This window comes from Nocardioides korecus (assembly GCF_054778395.1).
Genome location: NZ_BAAGZO010000004.1, coordinates 378,275 through 397,347, shown reverse-complemented (window position 1 = coordinate 397,347; position 19,073 = coordinate 378,275). Strand labels below are relative to the sequence as shown.

General features: G+C 73.7%; 19 protein-coding genes. 14 read left to right on the top strand and 5 right to left on the bottom strand.

Translation table 11 applies throughout. The features are described from left to right. Positions 1–102: 102 nt before the first annotated feature. Positions 103–996 (bottom strand): HAD family hydrolase, encoded by an 894-nt coding sequence (locus ACYVDA_RS10420; protein WP_460817995.1) that lies wholly within the window; start codon positions 994–996, stop codon positions 103–105. 183 nt (positions 997–1,179) lie between these two features. Here ACYVDA_RS10420 and ACYVDA_RS10415 point away from each other — a divergent pair, with 183 nt between their 5' ends. From ACYVDA_RS10415 to hemB, 7 genes are all read left to right on the top strand, one after another. After that, positions 1,180–2,760: a class I adenylate-forming enzyme family protein gene (locus ACYVDA_RS10415; protein WP_460817993.1), complete on the top strand. Its 1,581-nt coding sequence runs from the start codon at positions 1,180–1,182 to the stop codon at positions 2,758–2,760. Positions 2,761–2,771: 11 nt separating this feature from the next. Then, entirely contained in the window at positions 2,772–3,056 is a 285-nt protein-coding gene (locus ACYVDA_RS10410; protein ID WP_460817991.1) for a glutaredoxin family protein, read from the top strand. 137 nt (positions 3,057–3,193) lie between these two features. Further along, entirely contained in the window at positions 3,194–3,973 is a 780-nt protein-coding gene (locus ACYVDA_RS10405; RefSeq protein WP_460817989.1) for a redox-sensing transcriptional repressor Rex, read from the top strand. Beyond that, positions 3,970–5,271 carry a glutamyl-tRNA reductase gene (locus ACYVDA_RS10400; RefSeq protein WP_460817987.1) on the top strand — a complete coding sequence of 434 codons (1,302 nt, stop codon included), beginning with the start codon at positions 3,970–3,972 and terminating at the stop codon, positions 5,269–5,271. The genes ACYVDA_RS10405 and ACYVDA_RS10400 overlap by 4 nt, the downstream gene beginning before the upstream one ends. Continuing rightward, positions 5,268–6,344: a hydroxymethylbilane synthase gene (gene hemC, locus ACYVDA_RS10395; protein ID WP_460817986.1), complete on the top strand. Its 1,077-nt coding sequence runs from the start codon at positions 5,268–5,270 to the stop codon at positions 6,342–6,344. The genes ACYVDA_RS10400 and hemC overlap by 4 nt, the downstream gene beginning before the upstream one ends. Continuing rightward, on the top strand, positions 6,341–8,035 hold the full coding sequence (locus ACYVDA_RS10390; RefSeq protein ID WP_460817985.1) for a bifunctional uroporphyrinogen-III C-methyltransferase/uroporphyrinogen-III synthase: 1,695 nt from the start codon (positions 6,341–6,343) through the stop codon (positions 8,033–8,035). Before hemC ends, ACYVDA_RS10390 begins: the two co-directional genes overlap by 4 nt. Then, a complete protein-coding gene (gene hemB / locus ACYVDA_RS10385; protein WP_460817983.1) occupies positions 8,032–9,024 on the top strand; it encodes a porphobilinogen synthase in 993 nt (330 codons plus the stop codon). Before ACYVDA_RS10390 ends, hemB begins: the two co-directional genes overlap by 4 nt. A 70-nt stretch (positions 9,025–9,094) precedes the next feature. On the opposite strand, the gene ACYVDA_RS10380 is transcribed toward hemB, so the two are convergent. Then, positions 9,095–10,342 carry a lytic transglycosylase domain-containing protein gene (locus ACYVDA_RS10380; RefSeq protein WP_460817981.1) on the bottom strand — a complete coding sequence of 416 codons (1,248 nt, stop codon included), beginning with the start codon at positions 10,340–10,342 and terminating at the stop codon, positions 9,095–9,097. Positions 10,343–10,643: 301 nt separating this feature from the next. Here ACYVDA_RS10380 and hemL point away from each other — a divergent pair, with 301 nt between their 5' ends. The 6 genes from hemL to ccsB all read left to right on the top strand — a co-directional run bounded on the left by hemL (position 10,644) and on the right by ccsB (position 16,911). After that, the gene (gene hemL, locus ACYVDA_RS10375) at positions 10,644–12,062 is read left to right on the top strand and encodes a glutamate-1-semialdehyde 2,1-aminomutase (RefSeq protein WP_460817978.1); all 1,419 of its coding nucleotides are present in this window, start codon (positions 10,644–10,646) and stop codon (positions 12,060–12,062) included. Next, on the top strand, positions 12,059–12,724 hold the full coding sequence (locus ACYVDA_RS10370) for a histidine phosphatase family protein (RefSeq protein WP_460817976.1): 666 nt from the start codon (positions 12,059–12,061) through the stop codon (positions 12,722–12,724). The genes hemL and ACYVDA_RS10370 overlap by 4 nt, the downstream gene beginning before the upstream one ends. 2 nt (positions 12,725–12,726) lie before the next feature. Then, positions 12,727–13,302: a TlpA disulfide reductase family protein gene (locus ACYVDA_RS10365; protein ID WP_460817975.1), complete on the top strand. Its 576-nt coding sequence runs from the start codon at positions 12,727–12,729 to the stop codon at positions 13,300–13,302. A gap of 74 nt (positions 13,303–13,376) precedes the next feature. Next, positions 13,377–14,090, top strand: a complete 714-nt coding sequence (locus tag ACYVDA_RS10360) for a cytochrome c biogenesis CcdA family protein (protein ID WP_460818170.1) — start codon at positions 13,377–13,379, stop codon at positions 14,088–14,090. Then, a complete protein-coding gene (resB, locus tag ACYVDA_RS10355) occupies positions 14,090–15,853 on the top strand; it encodes a cytochrome c biogenesis protein ResB (RefSeq protein WP_460817974.1) in 1,764 nt (587 codons plus the stop codon). Before ACYVDA_RS10360 ends, resB begins: the two co-directional genes overlap by 1 nt. After that, entirely contained in the window at positions 15,850–16,911 is a 1,062-nt protein-coding gene (gene ccsB / locus ACYVDA_RS10350) for a c-type cytochrome biogenesis protein CcsB (RefSeq protein ID WP_460817973.1), read from the top strand. The genes resB and ccsB overlap by 4 nt, the downstream gene beginning before the upstream one ends. A gap of 482 nt (positions 16,912–17,393) precedes the next feature. On the opposite strand, the gene ACYVDA_RS10345 is transcribed toward ccsB, so the two are convergent. Continuing rightward, positions 17,394–17,624 (bottom strand): hypothetical protein, encoded by a 231-nt coding sequence (locus tag ACYVDA_RS10345; protein WP_460817972.1) that lies wholly within the window; start codon positions 17,622–17,624, stop codon positions 17,394–17,396. A 61-nt stretch (positions 17,625–17,685) separates the two neighbouring features. Between ACYVDA_RS10345 and ACYVDA_RS10340 the strand changes: the two genes are divergently transcribed. Then, a complete protein-coding gene (locus ACYVDA_RS10340; protein WP_460817971.1) occupies positions 17,686–17,949 on the top strand; it encodes a DUF4229 domain-containing protein in 264 nt (87 codons plus the stop codon). 43 nt (positions 17,950–17,992) lie between these two features. On the opposite strand, the gene ACYVDA_RS10335 is transcribed toward ACYVDA_RS10340, so the two are convergent. Next, positions 17,993–18,127, bottom strand: a complete 135-nt coding sequence (locus ACYVDA_RS10335; protein WP_460817969.1) for a hypothetical protein — start codon at positions 18,125–18,127, stop codon at positions 17,993–17,995. A 51-nt stretch (positions 18,128–18,178) separates the two neighbouring features. Beyond that, positions 18,179–19,072, bottom strand: a complete 894-nt coding sequence (locus ACYVDA_RS10330; protein WP_460817967.1) for a 1,4-dihydroxy-2-naphthoate polyprenyltransferase — start codon at positions 19,070–19,072, stop codon at positions 18,179–18,181. Between the last annotated feature and the right edge of the window lies 1 nt (position 19,073).

Sequence of the window (19,073 nt, the reverse complement as noted above, 5' to 3'; positions counted from 1 at the left end):
CCGGGTTCCCACGAAAGGCGCAGGTCACGCCCGTGACGGGCGGAGATGGCGGGATCCCGCCACGCGGCCGCGCCGCGACCAGCGGGTCGGTCGACGGGCGGGTCAGCCGACCTTGCGACGGATCGCGGCGCCCGCCGCGATGGAGCCGGCGACGGCCCCGGCCAGCGCGGCCGCCATCGCGCCGGCCCGGGCGGCCTTGCGGCCGGTGCGGTAGTCGCGGATCCGCCAGCCCTGCGCCTTGGCGTGCTCGCGCAGCCGCGCGTCGGGGTTGATGGCGCACGGGTCGCCGACCTCGTTGAGCATCGGCAGGTCGTTGTAGGAGTCGGAGTACGCCGAGCAGGCCGCCAGGTCGAGCCCGAAGCGGTCGGCGAGCTCGCGCACCGCGACCGCCTTGGCCGAGCCGTGCAGCATCTCCCCGACCAGACGCCCGGTGTAGACGCCGCCCTCGTGCTCGGCCACGGTGCCCAGCGCCCCGGTGAGCCCGAGGCGTCGGGCGATGATCGTGGCGATCTCGATCGGGGCGGCGGTCACCAACCACACCCGCTGGCCCTGGTCGAGGTGCAGCTGGGCCAGCGCGCGGGTGCCGGGCCAGATCCGGTGGGCCATCGACTCGTCGAAGATCTCCTCGCCGAGGGACTCCAGCTCTTGGACCGTGTGCCCGGCGATGAAGGAGAGCGCCGAGCTGCGGGCCTCGGCGACGTGCTCGGGGTCCTCGACGCCGACGACGCGGAAGTAGGCCTGCTTCCACGCGGCGTCCAGGATGTCGCGGGTGGTGAAGAACTCGCGGCGGTGCAGGCCGCGGGCGAGGTGGAAGATCGAGGCGCCCTGCATGATCGTGTTGTCCACGTCGAAGAACGCCGCGGCGCGCAGGTCGGGGTCGATCGCCAGCGCGCTCTCCACCTCGGCGATCGCGGCCGCCGCCTCGCCGGCCAGCTGCGAGCGCCGGCGCAGGTTGGGCGGCCGGGAGCCGGACGGGCCGGGTGGCGGTGGGGTCACGCGGACCAGGGTAGGGGTAGGCGGCGAGGGTCGGCCGGGATCCGCGGTCCGTCGGTCGTGACGGCGGCGAGGAGGTGCGCCGGGTCGGCCGGCTGGATCGACGGCCGGATCGACGGGGTGGATCGACCTGGTGGGCCGACCTGGTGGACCGGCCGGGCGGTGCCGGTGTGGGAGGATCCCCGCGTGGAGTCCAACGTCGCGGAGCTGCTCAGCCGGGCGGCGCGCGAGGAGCCGGACCGGATCGCCCTCTCGGAGGCCGCCACCGGCCGGACGGTGACCTGGCGTGCCCTCGACGACCTGGCCGAGCGCGTGGTGCGGGGGCTGGGCGAGGCCGGGATGGTGGCCGGCTACCGCGTCGTGCTGGCGACCGGCAACTCCATCGAGTTCGTGGCCGCCTACTACGGCGCGCTGCGGGCCGGACTGGTCGTCGTGCCCGTCAGCCCCCGCAGCCCCACCGGTGAGCTGATCCGCGTCCTGGCCGACTCCGGCGCCCGGATGGTGCTCACCGACGGGGCGACCGTCTCGGCCGTGCGCGCCGCGGTGCGCGGTCTCGGGGAGGCCCTGGAGGCCTCCGGTCGCGGACGCTCCGCCCAGCCGCGGGTCGTGACCGTCGGCACCACCCTGGAGCCCGGCGAGCGCAGCTGGGACCACCTGGTCGCCGCCGAGGGGCGTCCCGGCCCCGTGCGCCCGGATCCCGAGGCCCTGGCGGTCCTGCTCTACACCAGCGGCACCTCGGGCCGCCCGCGCGGCGCGATGCTGACCCACCGCGCGCTGCTGGCCAACACCGAGCAGATCGCCGCGGTCCGCCCGCCGCTCATGACGGGCCAGGACGTCGTGCTCGGCATCATGCCGCTGGCCCACGTCTACGGCCTCAACGCCGTCCTGGGCCAGGTCGTGCGCCAGCACGCCCGGCTGGTGCTCGTGGACCACTTCGAGCCCGAGGGCTCGCTGGACATCATCGAGGACGAGGCCGTCTCGGTGGTGCCCGTGGCCCCGGTCGTCGTGGCCTACTGGCTCCGCGTGGCCGGGCTCGAGGACCACCTCGGCCCCGTGCGGCTGGTCCTGAGCGGGTCCGCGCCGCTGTCGCCCGAGGTGCGCGACGCCTTCACGGCCCGCACCACCGTCGCGGTCCACCAGGGCTACGGCCTGACCGAGGCCGCGCCCGTGGTCACCAGCACCATGGGCAGCGCCGACCCCGACCGCCGCTCGGTGGGTCGCCCCCTGCCCGGGGTCGAGGTCCGCGTGCGCGACGAGTCCGGTCGCGCCCCCGCCGACGGCGACCCGGGCGAGATCGAGGTCCGCGGAGCCAACCTGTTCTCCGGCTACTGGCCCGACGGGCAGGAGGGCCCCGACCCCGAGGGCTGGTGGCGCACCGGCGACGTCGGCTTCCTGGACCCCGACGGCGACCTGTTCCTGGTCGACCGGGTCAAGGACGTCGTGGTCGTGTCGGGCTTCAACGTCTACCCCATCGAGGTCGAGCACGTGATCGCCGAGCTCTCCGAGGTCGCCGAGGTCGCCGTGGTGGGCATCGAGGACCTCGAGACCGGCGAGGCCGTGGTCGCGTTCGTGCGCCCGACGGCCGCCGGGTCCAGCGACGCGCTCCCCGACGTCGTACGCCGTCACTGCGCGCAGCGGCTCGCCGGCTTCAAGCAGCCCTCGGTGGTCCACGTGGTCGAGGAGCTGCCGCGCACCGCCACGGGCAAGGTGCAGAAGGGTCGCCTGCGGGCGGCCGAGCGTCGTCGCGCCCTCGACGAGCTGGCCTAGGCGTCGCGGCGATGACGGACCACGAGGACCGCGAGGACCAGCAGGGGGCGACCCCCCGCATCAGGCTGTACTCCCGCCCCGGCTGCCACCTGTGCGACGACGCCCGGGCCGTGGTGGAGCGGGTCTGCGCCGCCACCGGCGAGGCCTTCGACGAGGTCGACGTGACCACCTCGGAGGAGCTGGTGCGGGCCTACGGCGAGCAGATCCCGGTCACGATGGTGGACGGTCGCCAGCACGACTTCTGGCGGGTGGACGAGGCCCGGCTGCGTCGCGCGCTGGAGCGCCCCGCCCCCTGACCGCCCTCGTGCACGGGCGCCCCGACGGCCGGGGGATGCCCCCGGTGTCGTGAGACATCCCACATGTGCTAGCCCCGGGTCCACACGCATTTGTTCGCGAGTTCACAAACTCCTACAGTGACGAAGGTTGTCCACCTGTGGAGAGTGTCAGAACAGTGAGCAGTGCCCGCATCCCCGAGGCGACGGTCGCCCGTCTCCCGGTCTACCTCCGGGCCCTCAACACCATGGCCGAGGCCGGCACGACGACGTGCTCGAGCCTGGAGCTGGCGACCGCGGCCGGCGTCAACTCCGCCAAGCTGCGCAAGGACCTCTCCCACCTCGGCTCCTACGGCACCCGGGGCGTGGGCTACGACGTCTCCTACCTGCGCTACCAGATCTCCCGCGAGATCGGCCTGACCCAGGACTGGCCCGTGGTCGTGGTCGGGATCGGCAACCTGGGGCACGCCCTGGCCAACTACTCCGGTTTCTCCTCCCGCGGCTTCCGCACCGTGGCCCTCCTCGACGCCGACCCGGCGCGTCAGGGCCAGGTCGTGGCCGGGGTCGAGGTGCGCGGCTTCGACGACCTCGAGGAGGTCGTGGCCGAGCACGGGGTCGGCATCGGCGTGATCGCGACGCCCGCCGTGGCGGCCCAGTCGGTGGCCGACCGGATGGTCGCGGTCGGCATCCGCAGCATCTTGAACTTCGCACCGACGATCCTGATCGTCCCCGAGGGCGTCGACGTGCGCCCGGTCGACCTGTCCAGCGAGCTGCAGATCCTGGCCTACCACGAGCAGCGCAAGTCCTCCGGCGACGACGTGGCCGCCCTGGTGCCCGCCCTGCCGAGCGACGCCGTGCCGGCCGACGCCGTACCGACCGACCTCCCGGACCCCTCGGACGAGGCCCTCGAGCCCGCAGCCGGCCTGGGAGGTGCCCGATGAGCGTCCTGGTCGTGGGGATCTCCCACAAGACCGCGCCCGTCCCGGTGCTGGAGCGCGTCGCGCTCGACGCCGACGGCGTGACCAAGCTGATCCGCCAGGTGACCGACGTCGACCACGTCACCGAGGCGACCGTGGTCTCCACCTGCAACCGCACCGAGGTGTACGCCGACGTCGACCGCTTCCACGGCAGCGTCGAGGCGATCTCGCGGATGCTCGGCGAGCGGCTGGGCGACGCGCCCGAGGACGTCCTGGAGCACCTCTACGTGCACTACGACGACGGCGCCGTCTCCCACCTGTTCCACGTCGCGGCCGGGCTGGACTCGATGGTGCTCGGGGAGGCCCAGATCCTGGGGCAGACCCGCGAGGCCCTGCGCGTGGGCCAGGAGCAGGGCACCGTCGGTCCGGCCCTCAACGTCCTGTTCCAGCAGGCCCTGCGGGTCGGCAAGCGCTCCCACGCCGAGACCGACATCGACCGGGTCGCCCCCAGCCTGGTCTCGGCCGCCCTGGACCGCGCCGCTGACCACGTCGGTCCGATGGCGGGCAAGCACGTGCTGGTCGTCGGGGCCGGCTCGATGGCCGGGCTGACCGTCGCCACGGCCCACCGGGCGGGCGCCGCCTCGATCACCGTGGCCAACCGCACCCCCGAGCGCGCCCAGCGCCTCGCCGCCCAGCACGGCGCCCACGCGATCGCGCTGGAGGACCTGGCCGACCACGTCGGCCCCGTCGACGTCCTCGTCTCGTGCACCGGGTCCGCCGCGACCCTGATCGGCCCCGAGCAGATCGCCGCGCGTCGCGCCCTGCGCGCCGACCCCGCGCCGCTCGCGATCGTGGACCTGGCCCTGCCCCGCGACGTCGACCCCGCGGTCGGTGACCTCGACGGCGTCCACCTCGTCGCGCTGGACACCCTGGCCGCCGAGCTCGAGGACGCCCCCGGGGGCGCCGACGTCGAGGGCGTGCGCACGATCGTGAGCCAGGAGCTGGCCGCGTTCCTCACCGCCCGCCGCAGCCAGAGCGTCACCCCCACCGTCGTGGCCCTGCGCACGATGGCCACCGGGGTCGTCGACGCCGAGCTCGCCCGCCTGGGGAGCCGGCTGCCGCAGCTCGACGACGCCAGCCGCGCCGAGGTCGAGAAGACCATCCGCCGGGTCGCCGAGAAGCTGCTCCACCAGCCCACCGTGCGGGTCAAGCAGCTGGCCAACGAGTCGGGCGCGGTGTCCTACGCCGCGGCGCTGGCCGAGCTGTTCGCGCTCGACCCCGAGGCCGTGCAGGCCGTGACCCGGGTGGAGGGCGTCTCGTGACCACACCCACGCTGCAGAGCACCGGGACCGGGCACGACGCCGACGCCCCGATCCGGGTCGGCACCCGCGCGTCCCTGCTCGCCCGCACCCAGAGCGGCCTGGTCGCCGACGCGCTGACCGCGGCGACGGGGCGCCCGACCGAGCTGGTCCTGATCCGCACCGAGGGCGACGTCTCCTCGGCCCCGCTGGCCCAGATGGGCGGCACCGGCGTCTTCGTGAGCGCCCTGCGCGACGCGCTGCTGCGCGGCGAGGTCGACGTCGCCGTGCACTCGCTCAAGGACCTGCCCACGACCCCCGCCGAGGGGATCAGCCTGGCGGCCGTGCCCACCCGCGAGGACCCGCGCGACGTGGTCGTCGCCCGCGACGGCCTGACCCTGGGCGAGCTGCCCGTCGGGTCGCGCGTCGGCACCGGCTCGCCGCGTCGGGTCGCCCAGGTCCTGGCCCTCGGCCTCGGCGTGGAGCTGGTCGGCGTGCGCGGCAACGTCGACTCGCGCATCGCCAGGGTCGGACGGCGTACGCCGGAGCAGCCCGACGCCCTCGACGCCGTCCTCCTCGCCCGCGCCGGCCTGGCCCGCCTGGGCCGCGCCGACCACGCCACCGAGGTGCTCGACCCGCTCCAGGTCCTGCCCGCCCCGGGCCAGGGCGCCCTGGCGGTCGAGTGCCGCACCGGTGACCCGGTCCTCGAGGCCGTCCGCGACGCGCTCGACGACCGCCGCACCCGCGCGTGCGTCGTGGCCGAGCGCGTCGTCCTGGCCGAGCTCGAGGCCGGCTGCTCCGCGCCCGTCGGCGCCCTGGCCGAGGTGGCCGAGGGCGAGGACGGCGAGGAGCTCTGGATCCGGGCCGTCGCCCTGTCCCTCGACGGCGCCCTGTCCGTGCGCCGCTCCGCCAGCGGGCCCCTCGAGGACCCTGAGGCCCTCGGCCGCGCCCTGGCCGCCGAGATGATCGCCGAGGGGGCCTCCGACCTGCTCGGCGACCCCCGCGACGGCCTCCCGCCGCTCCCCGGCACCACCCCCAGCACGAGCACCACCAGCACCACAGAGTCAGCCCCCGAAGCAGCAAGAAGGCGATTGTGACCAACCAGAACACGACCAGCACTCCTGCGAGCACGGGCACCGCTCCGCGTCCCGTCCGGTGGGTGTCCTTCGTCGGCAGCGGCCCGGGTGACCCCGGTCTGCTGACGGTGCGCGCCGTCGAGCTCCTGCGCGAGGCCGACATCGTCGTCACCGAGGTCCCCGGCCACGCCGGCCTCGTGCGGCGCGTCCTCGGCCTGCCCGAGCCCGTCGAGGCGGTGGAGGGCGAGACCGAGGTCGAGACCGAGGTCCCCGGGCCGCTCCTCGTGGACGGCGGCTTCGGCGAGGACGGCCAGCCGCTGACCCACGCCGCCCGCGCCAAGGTGGTGGTCAAGCAGGCCAAGACCGGCAAGCGCGTCGTGCGGCTGATGGCCGGCGACCCGTTCCTCTACGCCTCCGGGCCCGAGGAGGCCCAGGCCTGCGCCAAGGCCGGCGTCGGCTTCGAGATCGTCCCCGGCGTGTCCTCGGTCAACGCCGTCCCGGCGTACGCCGGCATCCCGCTGACCACCAAGAACCACCGCGAGGTCGCGGTCGTGAGCTGTCGCGACGGCAAGGTCGACTGGTCGGCGTACGCCGGTCACGAGACGCTCGTGCTCCTCTCCGCGGTCGGCCTGATCGACGAGATCGCCGCCGAGCTCGTCGCCGCGGGCCGCCCGGCCAGCACCCCGGTCGCGATGACCAGCACCGGCACGCTGACGACCCAGGAGACCCTGGTCTCGACGCTGGGCGAGGTCGGCGCCGCCGCCCGCTCGGCCGGTGTCACGCCGCCCGCCGTGGTCGTGGTCGGCGCGGTCGTCGACCTGCGCGAGACGCTCTCGTGGTTCGAGACCAAGCCGCTGTTCGGCTGGCGCGTCCTGGTGCCGCGCACCAAGGAGCAGGCCGGCACGCTGTCCTCGCGCCTGCGCGGCTTCGGCGCGATCTCCGAGGAGGTGCCCACCATCTCGGTGGAGCCCCCCCGCAACCCCCAGCAGATGGACAAGGCCGTGCGCGGCCTGGTCGAGGGCCGCTACGAGTGGATCGCGTTCACCTCGGTCAACGCGGTGCGCGCGGTGCGCGAGAAGTTCGAGGAGTACGGCCTCGACGCCCGTGCCTTCTCCGGCCTCAAGATCGCGGCCGTCGGGGAGAAGACCTCCGCGACCCTGCGAGAGTGGGGCCTCAACGCCGACCTCGTGCCGACCGGTGAGCAGTCGGCCCGTGGCCTGGTCGAGGACTGGCCGCCGTACGACGACCTCCTGGACCCCATCAACCGGGTCTTCCTGCCCCGCGCCGACATCGCCACCGAGACCCTCGTGGCGGGCCTGGTCGACCTGGGCTGGGAGGTCGACGACGTCACGGCCTACCGGACCGTGCGGGCGGCCCCGCCGCCGGCGCCGGTGCGCGAGGCGATCAAGACCGGCAAGTTCGACGCCGTGGTCTTCACCTCGTCCTCGACGGTGCGCAACCTGGTCGGCATCGCCGGCAAGCCGCACGCCTCGACGATCATCGCGGTGATCGGGCCGGCCACGGCCAAGACCGCCGAGGAGCACGGCCTGCGGGTCGACGTGATGGCCCCGAACCCCTCGGTGGAGGACCTCTCCGACGCGCTGGCCGACTTCGGCGCCGCGCGCCGGGCCTCCCTGGTGGAGTCCGGCCAGCCGGTCACCAAGCCGTCGGAGCGCCGTCCGGCCAGCCGTCGTCGGGCCAGCTCGACGTGAGCCCGGCCGAGCCCGGCTTCCCGGTCGTCCGCCCCCGCCGCCTGCGTCGCACCGCGGCGCTGAGGCGGATGGTGGCGGAGACCGCGCTGCGGCCCTCCCAGCTGGTGCTGCCCCTCTTCGTGGCCGAGGGCCTGGACGAGCCGCGCGAGATCTCGAGCATGCCCGGCGTCGTGCAGCACAGCCGTGACTCGCTCAAGCGCGCGGCCGCGGAGGCGGCCGAGGCCGGGCTGGGCGGGGTGATGCTGTTCGGCCTGCCCGAGACCAAGGACGCGGTCGGCTCCGGCGCCCTGGACCCCCTGGGGATCCTCAACGTGGCCATCACCGACGTGGTGGCCGAGGTGGGCGACGGGCTCAGCGTGATGTCCGACCTGTGCCTCGACGAGTTCACCGACCACGGCCACTGCGGCGTGCTGGACCCCGACGGGTGGGTCGACAACGACCGCACGCTGGAGATCTACGGCCAGATGGCGCTGGCGCACGCGGCCGCGGGCGTCGACCTGGTCGCCCCCAGCGGCATGATGGACGGCCAGGTCGGGGTGATCCGCCGTGCGCTGGACGCCGAGGAGCACGGTGGCGTGGGCATCCTGGCCTACTCCGCGAAGTACGCCTCCGCGTTCTACGGCCCCTTCCGCGAGGCGGCGAACTCCTCGCTCACCGGTGACCGCAAGACCTACCAGCAGGACCCGCCCAACGTGCGCGAGGGCGTCCGCGAGGCCCGCCTGGACGTCGCCGAGGGCGCCGACCTGGTGATGGTCAAGCCGGCCCTGGCCTACCTCGACGTGATCCGCGCCGTGCGCGAGGACGTCGACGTGCCGGTGGCGGCGTACAACATCTCGGGGGAGTACTCCATGGTCGAGGCCGCCGCCGCCCAGGGCTGGATCGACCGCGACACCGCGATGATGGAGGTCCTGACCTCGATCCGCCGTGCCGGAGCCGACGTGATCCTGTCCTACTGGGCGATGGACGCCGCGGCCCTGCTCCGCGCCTGAGGCGTACCGCTCACGAGACGACAAGACCCCCGGCCACCGGCCGGGGGTCTTGTTGCGTCCGGGCTTCGGGTCAGCTCGCCATGCACTTGTTGAAGTCGACGAGCTGAAGCGGGTTGAGCGTCGCGACCGTCTTGCCGCCCACCTGGGTCAGGCACTTGACGGTCTTGCTGACCGGGGCAGTGACGGTGCCGGTCCCGCTGCTGCTGCCGGCCTTGTCGATCGTGCCACCGACGGCACCGCCGGTCTTGGTGACGGCGTCGCCCGCCTTCTTGGTGACACCACCCACGGTCCCGCCCACCGAGCCGCCGGTGGGGGAGGACGAGGTCGGCGCCGACGAGGGGACCGAGCCGCCGCTCGTGCCGCCGGTCACGCCGCTCGACGAGGAGCCGGAACCCGAGCCGCGCTGCTGACGGGCCTTGGCGGCCTTGGCGCGGGCCTTCTGGGCCGCGGCGGCCTGCTGGTAGGAGCGCGAGATGGCCGTGGAGTAGCCGCCGGTGGAGAACGACGTGCCGCCCTGGGTGCCCGAGGGGACGGCGCTGTAGTCGCCGGAGGAGTAGGCCTCCATGATCCGCAGCACGAGGTTCACGTAGTCCTGGCTGTGGTTGTAGCGCAGGACCGACGCCTCCTGGCCCTTGCGGGTGCCGAGGTTGTCGGTGCCGGAGCAGAGGTAGACGGCGGTCGCCAGGGCCGCGTCGTTCATGTCCTGGGGGTTGCGCTGACCGTCGCCGTCGGCGTCGACTTTGACGACCTGCCAGGTGGAGGGGATGAACTGCATCGGCCCGACCGCGCGGTCGAAGACCGGGTCCTTGTCGAGCTGGCCGCCGTCGGTGTCGCGGATGGCCTGGGTGCCGTTCTTGCCGTTGAGCGGGATCCCGTAGATGCCGGGGCGGCTGAAACCCTTGCTGTCGATCGTGTTGCCGTTGTAGCGGCCGTGGTCGCTCTCGACGCGGCCGATCGCCGCGATCAGCTCCCACGGGATGTTGCACGACTTGTCGGCGGCGTCGATGATCTGCGCCGCGCGCTGGTAGGCCGACAGGGCCGGCGCCGGGATGCCGTTGGTGGAGGCGCCGGACACGACGGCGTCGGCGGCCCCCTGGGGGACGGCCGGGGCGGTGAGGCCGGGGACCGGCACGCTGGCCGGGGCCTCGATCGCCTTGGTGGGCACCGTGGTGCCGTCCGGGAGGTTGCGCGGGGTGGCACTGGTGTTGACCGCCGTGGCGCTCGTGCTCAGCAGGCTGGCGGTGTACACCCCCGACAGGACCGCGAGCGGGACCAGGGCGCCAGCCTTGGCCTTGCGTGACAACGACGTGGTGCTCATGCGTGCTCTCTCCCCAGTGAGTACAAAGTGTGATGCGCGCCTCCCGAGCGCAGCGAACACTCCAACGACGATGCCCGTGGCGGGTGACGCCCAAACCCCCAGTGTGACCGTCATCACGACCGGTCGCACGTGCGGGGCGCGGAAGTCGACCCGATCCGGGTGCCGCGGCCGTGCACGCTCCCGCGCAGGCTACGACTGTTCACCGTCCTGGAGAACGGTTTACCAACAATTCAGGCACTGCGGGAGGGGCGTCCCACGGGCGGGTTCGTCGCCCGTGTGGTGGGCAGGCGACAATGGGGTCGTGTCCTCCTCCGTGCCCGACCCCTCCAGCCCGGGAAGCGCGGCCCCCTCGGCTGCCCCGTCCGCTGCCCAGTCCGCCGCTTCGTCGGCCGACTGGTTCGAGCGTGCCCACCGGGTGACCCCCGGCGGGGTCAACAGCCCCGTGCGTGCCTTCAACGCCGTCGGCGGCACCCCGCGCTTCATGGCGTCGGGCCGCGGTGCGTGGCTGACCGACGTCGACGGCAACGAGTACGTCGACCTGATCTGCTCGTGGGGCCCGCTCCTGCTCGGGCACGCCCACCCCGAGGTCCAGGCCGCGGTGCTCGAGGCGGTCGCCCGCGGGACGTCGTACGGCACCCCGACGCGGCCGGAGGTCGAGCTCGCCGAGGAGATCGTGGGGCGCACCTCGGTGGAGAAGGTCCGCTTCGTCTCCTCCGGCACCGAGGCGACGATGTCGGCGATCCGGCTCGCGCGCGGCTTCACCGGTCGCGACGTCGTGGTGAAGTTCGCCGGCTGCTACCACGGCCACGTCGACTCGCTGCTGGCCGAGGCCGGCTCGGGTCTCGCCACCCACGCCGTGCCCGGCACCCCCGGCGTTCCGGCCGCGTCGACCGAGGCGACCGTGGTGCTGCCCTTCAACGACCGCGCGGCGGTGAGCGCGCTCTTCGCCGAGCGCGGCGCCGAGATCGCGTGCCTGGTCACCGAGGCCTCCCCGGGCAACATGGGCGTGGTCCCGCCGGAGCCCGGCTTCAACGAGTTCCTGGCGCGGACCTGCCGCGAGCACGGTGCGCTGTTCGTCTCCGACGAGGTGATGACCGGCTTCCGGGTCTCGCGCAGCGGCCAGTGGGGCCGCGACGGCGCCGTCGAGGGGTGGACCCCCGACCTGGTCACCTTCGGCAAGGTGATGGGCGGCGGCTTCCCGGCCGCGGCGTTCGGGGGTCGGGCCGACGTGATGTCGATGCTCTCCCCGGAGGGCCCCGTCTACCAGGCCGGCACGCTCTCGGGGAACCCGGTCGCGACCACGGCCGGGCTGGCCACGCTGCGCCTGGCCACCGACGAGGTGTACGCCGGCATCGAGGCCGCCGCGCGGACCCTCTCCGGTGCCGCGAGCGAGGCCCTGGCGCGGGCCGGCGTGCCGCACACGGTGCAGCACCAGGGCAGCATGTTCAGCGTCTTCCTCGGCGTCGAGGGGCCGGTGCGCGACTTCGCCGAGGCCTCCCGCCAGGACACCGGGGCCTACCGCGCCTTCTTCCATGCGCTGCTCGCCCGGGGGGTCTACCTGCCGCCGAGCGCCTACGAGTCGTGGTTCCTCTCCGCGGCCCACGACGACCGGGCGGTCCAGCACGTGCTCGACGCCCTGCCGGCCGCGGCCGAGGCCGCCGCCGCCCACCTGAGCACCCCCTCGCCCGCCGACCCCGACACTGGGAGCACCTCTTCGTGAAGACGACCGTCCACCTGCTGCGTCACGGAGAAGTGCACAACCCGCAGGGTGTCCTCTACGGCCGCGCCAGCGGCTACCACCTCTCCGAGCGCGGCCGCGCCATGGCCGACCGGGTCGCGGAGCGCATCGGCGACCGCGACATCGTGCACCTGGTCTCCTCCCCGCTGGAGCGGGCGCAGGAGACCGCCTCGCCGCTGGCGGCGGTCCGTGGCCTGAGCGTGCAGCTGGACGAGCGCGTGATCGAGTCCGGCAACGCCTTCGAGGGCCGCCCCTTCGACCTGCGCGAGTCGATCCTGAAGCGGCCCGACGTGTGGCCGCTGCTGCGCAACCCCTTCAAGCCGTCGTGGGGCGAGCCCTACAAGGCCGTCGTGGCCCGGATGTGGCCCGCGGTGACCGACGCCCGCGACGCCGCGCGGGGCCACGAGGCCGTGGTCGTCTCCCACCAGCTGCCGATCTGGATCACCCGGCTCCGCGCCGAGGGCCGCAGCTTCCTGCACGACCCGCGCAAGCGCTCGTGCACGCTGTGCAGCCTCACCTCCTTCACCTTCGACGACGACCGCCTGGTCACCGTGAGCTTCTCCGAGCCCGCCGGCGACCTGATCCCCGTCGCCGACCGCCACAAGCCGTTCTCCTCGGGCGGTCAGGCCGAGGCCAGGTCCTGATCGTGCGTCCTGTCCTGCGCGTCCTGCTGGCCCTGGGCCTGCTGCTGACCGGTGCCCTGGGGCTGGCCGGCTGCGGCAGCTCCCCGAGCACCGGCGACAAGGGGTACGTCGACAACGCCGGCATCGTGACCCGGCTCCCCGTGGCCGAGCGCAAGACGCCCGGCGCGGTCTCGGGCACGACCCTCGAGGGCAAGCGGATCTCCCTGTCGGCGTACGCCGGGAAGGTGGTCGTGCTCAACGTCTGGGGCTCCTGGTGCCCGCCGTGCCGCAAGGAGGCGCCGCAGCTGGCCGCCGCGGCGAAGCAGCTCAGCGCCTCGGGCGTGGTGTTCCTGGGCATCGACACCAAGGACGCCAGCCCGCAGCAGGGCCTGGCCTACCAGCGCCGCTACGGCGTGCCCTACCCCTCGCTCTACGACCCCTCGGGGCGCAACCTGCTGGCCTTCGCCGGGACGCTGAACCCCAGCGCCATCCCCTCGACCGTGGTCCTGGACCGCCAGGGCCGGGTCGCGGCCAGCATCCTGGGCGAGCTGCCCTCGACGCAGACGCTGGTCGACGTGGTGCAGGACGTGGCCAAGTGATCGGCGGGGTGACCGGCGAGCTCGTCGGCCTCTCGATCGGCGGCTGGTTCCAGTCCACCGCGCTGGACGGGTCGATGGTCCTCGCGATCCCGGTGGCGCTGCTGGCCGGGCTGGTCTCGTTCTTCTCGCCGTGCGTGGTGCCGCTGCTGCCCGGCTACCTCTCCTACGCCACCGGCCTCTCGGGCGCCGACCTGGCCGACGCCAGGCGCGGCCGGATGTTCACCGGGTCGCTGCTGTTCGTGCTCGGCTTCTCGTTCGTCTTCGTCTCCTACGGCGTGCTGCTCGGTGCCGTGGGGAAGTGGCTGTTCGACTACCAGCGCGAGATCACCGTGGTGCTGGGGTCGTTCACGATCCTGCTCGGGATCGTCTTCCTGGGCGTGGTGCCGTGGCTCCAGCGCGACGTGCGCGTGCACAAGGTCCCCAGCGTCGGCCTGGCCGCCGCGCCGCTGCTGGGCGTGCTGTTCGGCCTGGGGTGGACCCCGTGCATCGGGCCGACCCTCGGCGCGGTCATCTCCCTGGCGACCAACCAGGCCAGCGCCGGACGCGGGGCCCTCCTGACCTTCGTCTACTGCCTGGGCCTGGGACTGCCCTTCATCGCCGCGGCCTTGGCCTACCGGAGGATGCTGGGGACGATCCGCTGGGTGCGACGCCACCAGCGCTGGGTCACCGCGCTGGGCGGGCTGATGCTGATCGCCGTCGGTCTGCTGCTCGTGACCGGGTGGTGGGACGTCGCGGTCGGCTGGGTCCGGACCTGGTTCTTCCCCGAGTTCACGACAGGTGTCATCTGATGTCCACCGGCACGCGGCCCCCGCGCGAGGCCGAACCGTCGCCGGAGGACCCGACCGGCGGCGACCGTCCCCGGGCCGACGGCCGCGACGGGCGCGACGCCTCCGACGCGGCACCGGCCCTGCGGCCGCTGGAGCTGCTGCGCTGGACGTGGCGCCAGCTGACCTCGATGCGCACGGCCCTGCTGCTGCTCTTCCTGCTCGCCCTGGCGGCCGTGCCCGGCTCGGTCATCCCGCAGACGGCCGTGGACTCGGTGCGCGCGTCGCGGTGGCGCGAGCAGCACCCGCAGCTGACCCCGATCTACGACCGGCTGGGCCTGTTCTCGGTCTACGACTCGGTGTGGTTCAGCGCGATCTACCTGCTGCTGATGGTCTCGCTGGTGGGCTGCATCGTGCCCCGCCTGCGGGTCTACGCACGCGGCGTACGCGCTGCTCCGCCGCGGGCCCCGCGCCGCCTCGACCGGCTGCCGGTCCACCAGCGGCTGGAGACCTCCGACTCCCCCGAGGAGGTCCTCGAGCGGGCCCGGGCCGTGCTGCGCAAGCGCCGCTTCCGGGTGCGGGCGCGCGACGAGGGCTCCGCGCCCGACTCCGTCGCGTCCGAGCGCGGCTACCTGCGCGAGGCCGGCAACCTGCTCTTCCACCTCTCGGTGCTGATCGTGCTGGTCGGCTTCGCGGTCGGCGGGCTGTGGGGCTACAAGGGCGGGGTCATCGTGGTGACCGGGGACGGCTTCGCCAACACCCTGAGCCAGTACGACGACTTCCGCGCGGGCTCGCTGTTCCAGCCGCGCACCCTGGAGCCCTTCGACTTCACCGTCAACGACTTCACCGTGCAGTTCATCACCTCCGGTCGCGAGCAGGGGATGGCGCACGAGTTCGTCGCCGACCTGACCTACCACTCCTCGCCCAGCGCCCCGGCGGAGCGGCAGAAGATCTCGGTCAACCACCCGCTGACCGTCGGCGACACCCAGGTGTTCCTGCTCAGCCACGGGTACGCCCCGCACATCACGGTGCGCAACAGCGACGGGTCGACCGCGTTCTCGGGACCGGTGGTCTTCCTGCCCGAGGACAGCAGCTTCCGGTCCTTCGGCGTGGTCAAGGTGACCGACCCCAGCCAGCCCGGCGGGAAGCACACCCAGATCGGGCTCGAGGGCGAGTTCTACCCGACGTACGCCTTCACCAACGCCAGCGGCCCCTTCTCGGCCTTCCCCGACGACAAGAACCCCGCCCTGTCGATGCTGGCGTACGCCGGCAACCTCGGTCTCGACGACGGCAAGCCGCAGTCGGTCTACGCGCTGGACAAGAGCGGCATGAAGAACCTCACCAAGCCCGACGGCAAGCCGCTGCGGCTGGACATGTCGCTCGGCACCACCAAGCAGCTGCCCGACAAGCTCGGGAGCGTCACCTTCGACGGCGTCAGCCGCTACGTGAAGCTGCAGGTCAGCCACACCCCGGGCCAGAAGATCGCGCTGGTGGGCGTGGTGCTGGCCCTGGCCGGTCTGCTCGGCTCGCTGTTCATCCGGCCCCGGCGGCTGTGGGTCCGTGCGCGTCGCGAGGGCGGGCGTACGCTCGTGGACGTGGCCGGTCTCGACCGCAGCGCCGGTGGTGACCTCACCGGCGAGCTCGCCGAGATCGTCGAGTCCCTGGGTCTGACCCCGGTCCCCGACGCCGACCGGTCCGACACCCCCACCGACCCGGCCCCCTCCGCCGACCCGGACGGCCCCCACGGCCCCGGACCGGCCCCGACCCCCCGCGGAGAGCCCACGTGAGTCACGACCAGTTCGAGCTGCTGAGCAACCAGGCCGTCGCGGCCTGCGGCGTCGTCTACTTCCTCGCCGTGCTGGCGCACCTGGCCCAGTGGGCCGCCGCGCGCCGGGTGGAGCCCGCCGTCGACCGCTCCTCGGTCGCGGCCCGGTCCGAGGAGCGGGTCCCGGTGACCGCCGGCGCCCCCTCCCGCGCCGACGTCGGCACCCCCTCCCGACCCGAGGTCGACGAGGACCCCGACGCGCCCTCGGAGCGGATGGCCCTGATGGGCCGCATCGGCGTCGCCCTGACCTGCGTCGCGGCGCTGCTCCAGCTCATGGCGGTCGTGAGCCGCGGCCTGGCCGCCGACCCGGTGCGCGTGCCCTGGGGCAACATGTACGAGTTCACCCTGACCGGCACCCTGGTCGTCGTCGTGGGCTACCTGGCGCTCTACAAGCGCTACTCCCTGTCGTGGCTCTCGCCCGTGGTCACCAGCTTCGTGGTGGTCGTGCTGATGGTCGACGTGCTGGTGCTCTACACCCCGGTCGTGCCGCTGCGCGACGCGCTGCAGTCGCCGTGGCTGGTGATCCACGTGATCGCCGCGATCATCGCCACCGGTGCCTTCACCCTGGGCGGGATGACCTCGGCGCTCTACCTGGTCAAGTCGCGGTGGGAGGAGAAGCACGCGGGCGACCCCGCGGCCACCTCGCGCGGCTACCTGGCCCGCCTGCCCGAGCTCAAGGTCCTCGACCGGGTGGCCTACCGCACCCACGCCTTCGCCTTCCCGATCTGGACCTTCGCGGCCCTCATCGCCGGGCCGATCTGGGCGCACTACGCCTGGGGTCGCTACTGGGGTTGGGACCCCAAGGAGGTCTGGGCGTTCATCACCTGGGTCGTCTACGCGGCGTACCTCCACGCCCGCGCCACCTCGGGCTGGAAGGGCCGCTCCGCCGCGGTCGTCGCGATCGTCGGCCTGCTGACCCTGTGGTTCAACTTCATCGGCATCAACTTCTTCTTCGGCAGCGGCAGCATGCACTCCTACGCCGCCCCCGAGCCCACCGCCGTCGTCCGCACCCTGAACTGACCCCGGGGGCCAGGGCCGGGGGGGCCGGGTCCGCGCTTGTGAATCGGAGTTAGAGACGCTCCACACGGCGTACGCCGTCCCGGAACCGTCCACGAGCCTGTCCAAGGTGGCTGTTGTGAGGCGGGCCCAGGGGGCTGGCCGCCGCGGCGCGCATCGGGGCCGACGTGGCTGCTCGCGACGCCGGACCGCCTCGAGCGCGGACCCAGATGGACCGGGAGTCCGGTCGACGCGAGGACCGGCACCCGTCCAGGCCGCGCGGACCCCTTCTGAGCTGCACGCCCACGCGGTCGGACGGTCCATCAGCGCTCGACGCGTCGACGTCTCGGCCTCACCCCGGGGTCGGCGTACGGTCTGGCATGGCGAGGGTCGTGGACGGTCCCGGGCCGCCACACGCCTCGTGGAGCGTCTCCAACCCCGATTTACAAGCCGAGCAGCCGACCCCGTCAGCCGACCCCGTCAGCCGCCGGGCAGGCGGTACGACGTCAGGTGGGCTCGGGGGGCTCGGTGCGGGGGCGGCGGCGACGGCGGTCGAGCTCGCGGAGGAAGTCCTCGTCGTCGTCGGGGCCCATCGGGCCGCGGGGGCCGGAGCCACCGCCGCCGGGACCGCCGGGGCCGTCACCGGGACCGCCGGCGCCGTTGCGTCGCTCGATCAGCCAGAAGAACGCGTAGACCACCGCCGCGAAGAGCGCCAGGAAGACCACGAAGCGGAACATGCCGCCAGGATAGGCGGCGGCCGGTTGGAGCCCTCGTGGAGCGGGCCACTATCGTCGCGGGGTGAAGCCGTTCGTGATCTACACCGTGCTCCGGCTGGGGCTCTTCGTGCTCTGCTACGCCGTGCTGGGCGGGCTGTACCTGCTGGTCTTCGGCCACACCGGGGCGCTGCTGTGGCCCTTCCTGGCCGCGATCGTGCTGTCCTCGCTGCTGTCGTTCAAGTACCTCGCGACCTACCGCAACCGGTTCGCCGAGGTCGTGCAGGCACGTGCCGAGCGCGCCACGGCCCGGTTCGAGGAGCGCAAGGCGCGCGAGGACGTCGACTAGGGCGCGGCGCGCGGGACGAGGCCAGCGGGTCCGCGGGCCGAGGTCAGCGCTTGCGCTGGTTGAGCTGGCGGCGCACCCGGGTCTCGGACTGACCCAGCACCTTGGCCAGCAGCGCCACGCGGTGGCGGTAGGCCAGGGCGCAGCCGGCGATGATCACGACGAGGACGAGGAGCCACATGGCGTCATCCTCCCACCCGGCCGGTGAGGGGCCTTCGTACGCCGACCCGGGTCAGCCCAGCAGGCCGACGACCACGCCGACCAGGATGCCGGCGGCGTAGAGCAGCTCGGCCACGCCCGTCAGCTGCAGCACGGGCACCAGGGCGGGCCCGCGGGCGCCGTCCAGACCGTGCCCCAGCACCAGGCGGAGGCCGCGCACGGTGGCCGGCGCCGCGGCCAGGCCGAGCAGGACCCACCAGGTGGTGCCGAGCGCGACGCCCACCAGCGCGACCACGGCCACGCCGACCAGCAGGGCGTAGAAGATCCGGGTGCGCTGGTCGCCGAGGACGACCGCGAGAGTGCGCTTGCCGGCCTCGACGTCGGTGGGGATGTCGCGCAGGTTGTTGGCCACCAGGATCGCGCAGGCGTAGGCGCCGACCCCGACGGCGGCGTACAGGGCGGCGAGCTCGAAGGACTCCGTCTGGACGTACGCCGTCCCGACCACCGCGACCAGCCCGAAGAAGACGAACACCATCACCTCGCCGAGGCCGAGGTAGCCGTAGGGCTTGGAGCCACCGGTGTAGAACCACGCGGCCAGCAGGCAGAGCAGGCCGACCCCGACCAGCCACCAGGCGGTCGTCGCGGCCAGTACGAGGCCGACGAGACCGGCGGCCCCGAGCGCCGCGAACGCGGCCCGCTTGACCTGCGACGGGGTCGCCGCGCCGCTGCCCACCAGCCGCATCGGGCCGACCCGGTCGGCGTCGGTGCCGCGGATGCCGTCGGAGTAGTCGTTGGCGTAGTTGACGCCCACCTGGAGCAGCAGCGAGACCGCCAGCGCCAGCAGCGCCTTCCACCACACCGACTGGTGCTCCCAGAGCGCGACGGCGGTGCCGGCGAGGACGGGGGCGACGGCGGCGGGCAGCGTGCGAGGTCGCGCGCCCGCGACCCACTGGGCGGGGGTGGCCATG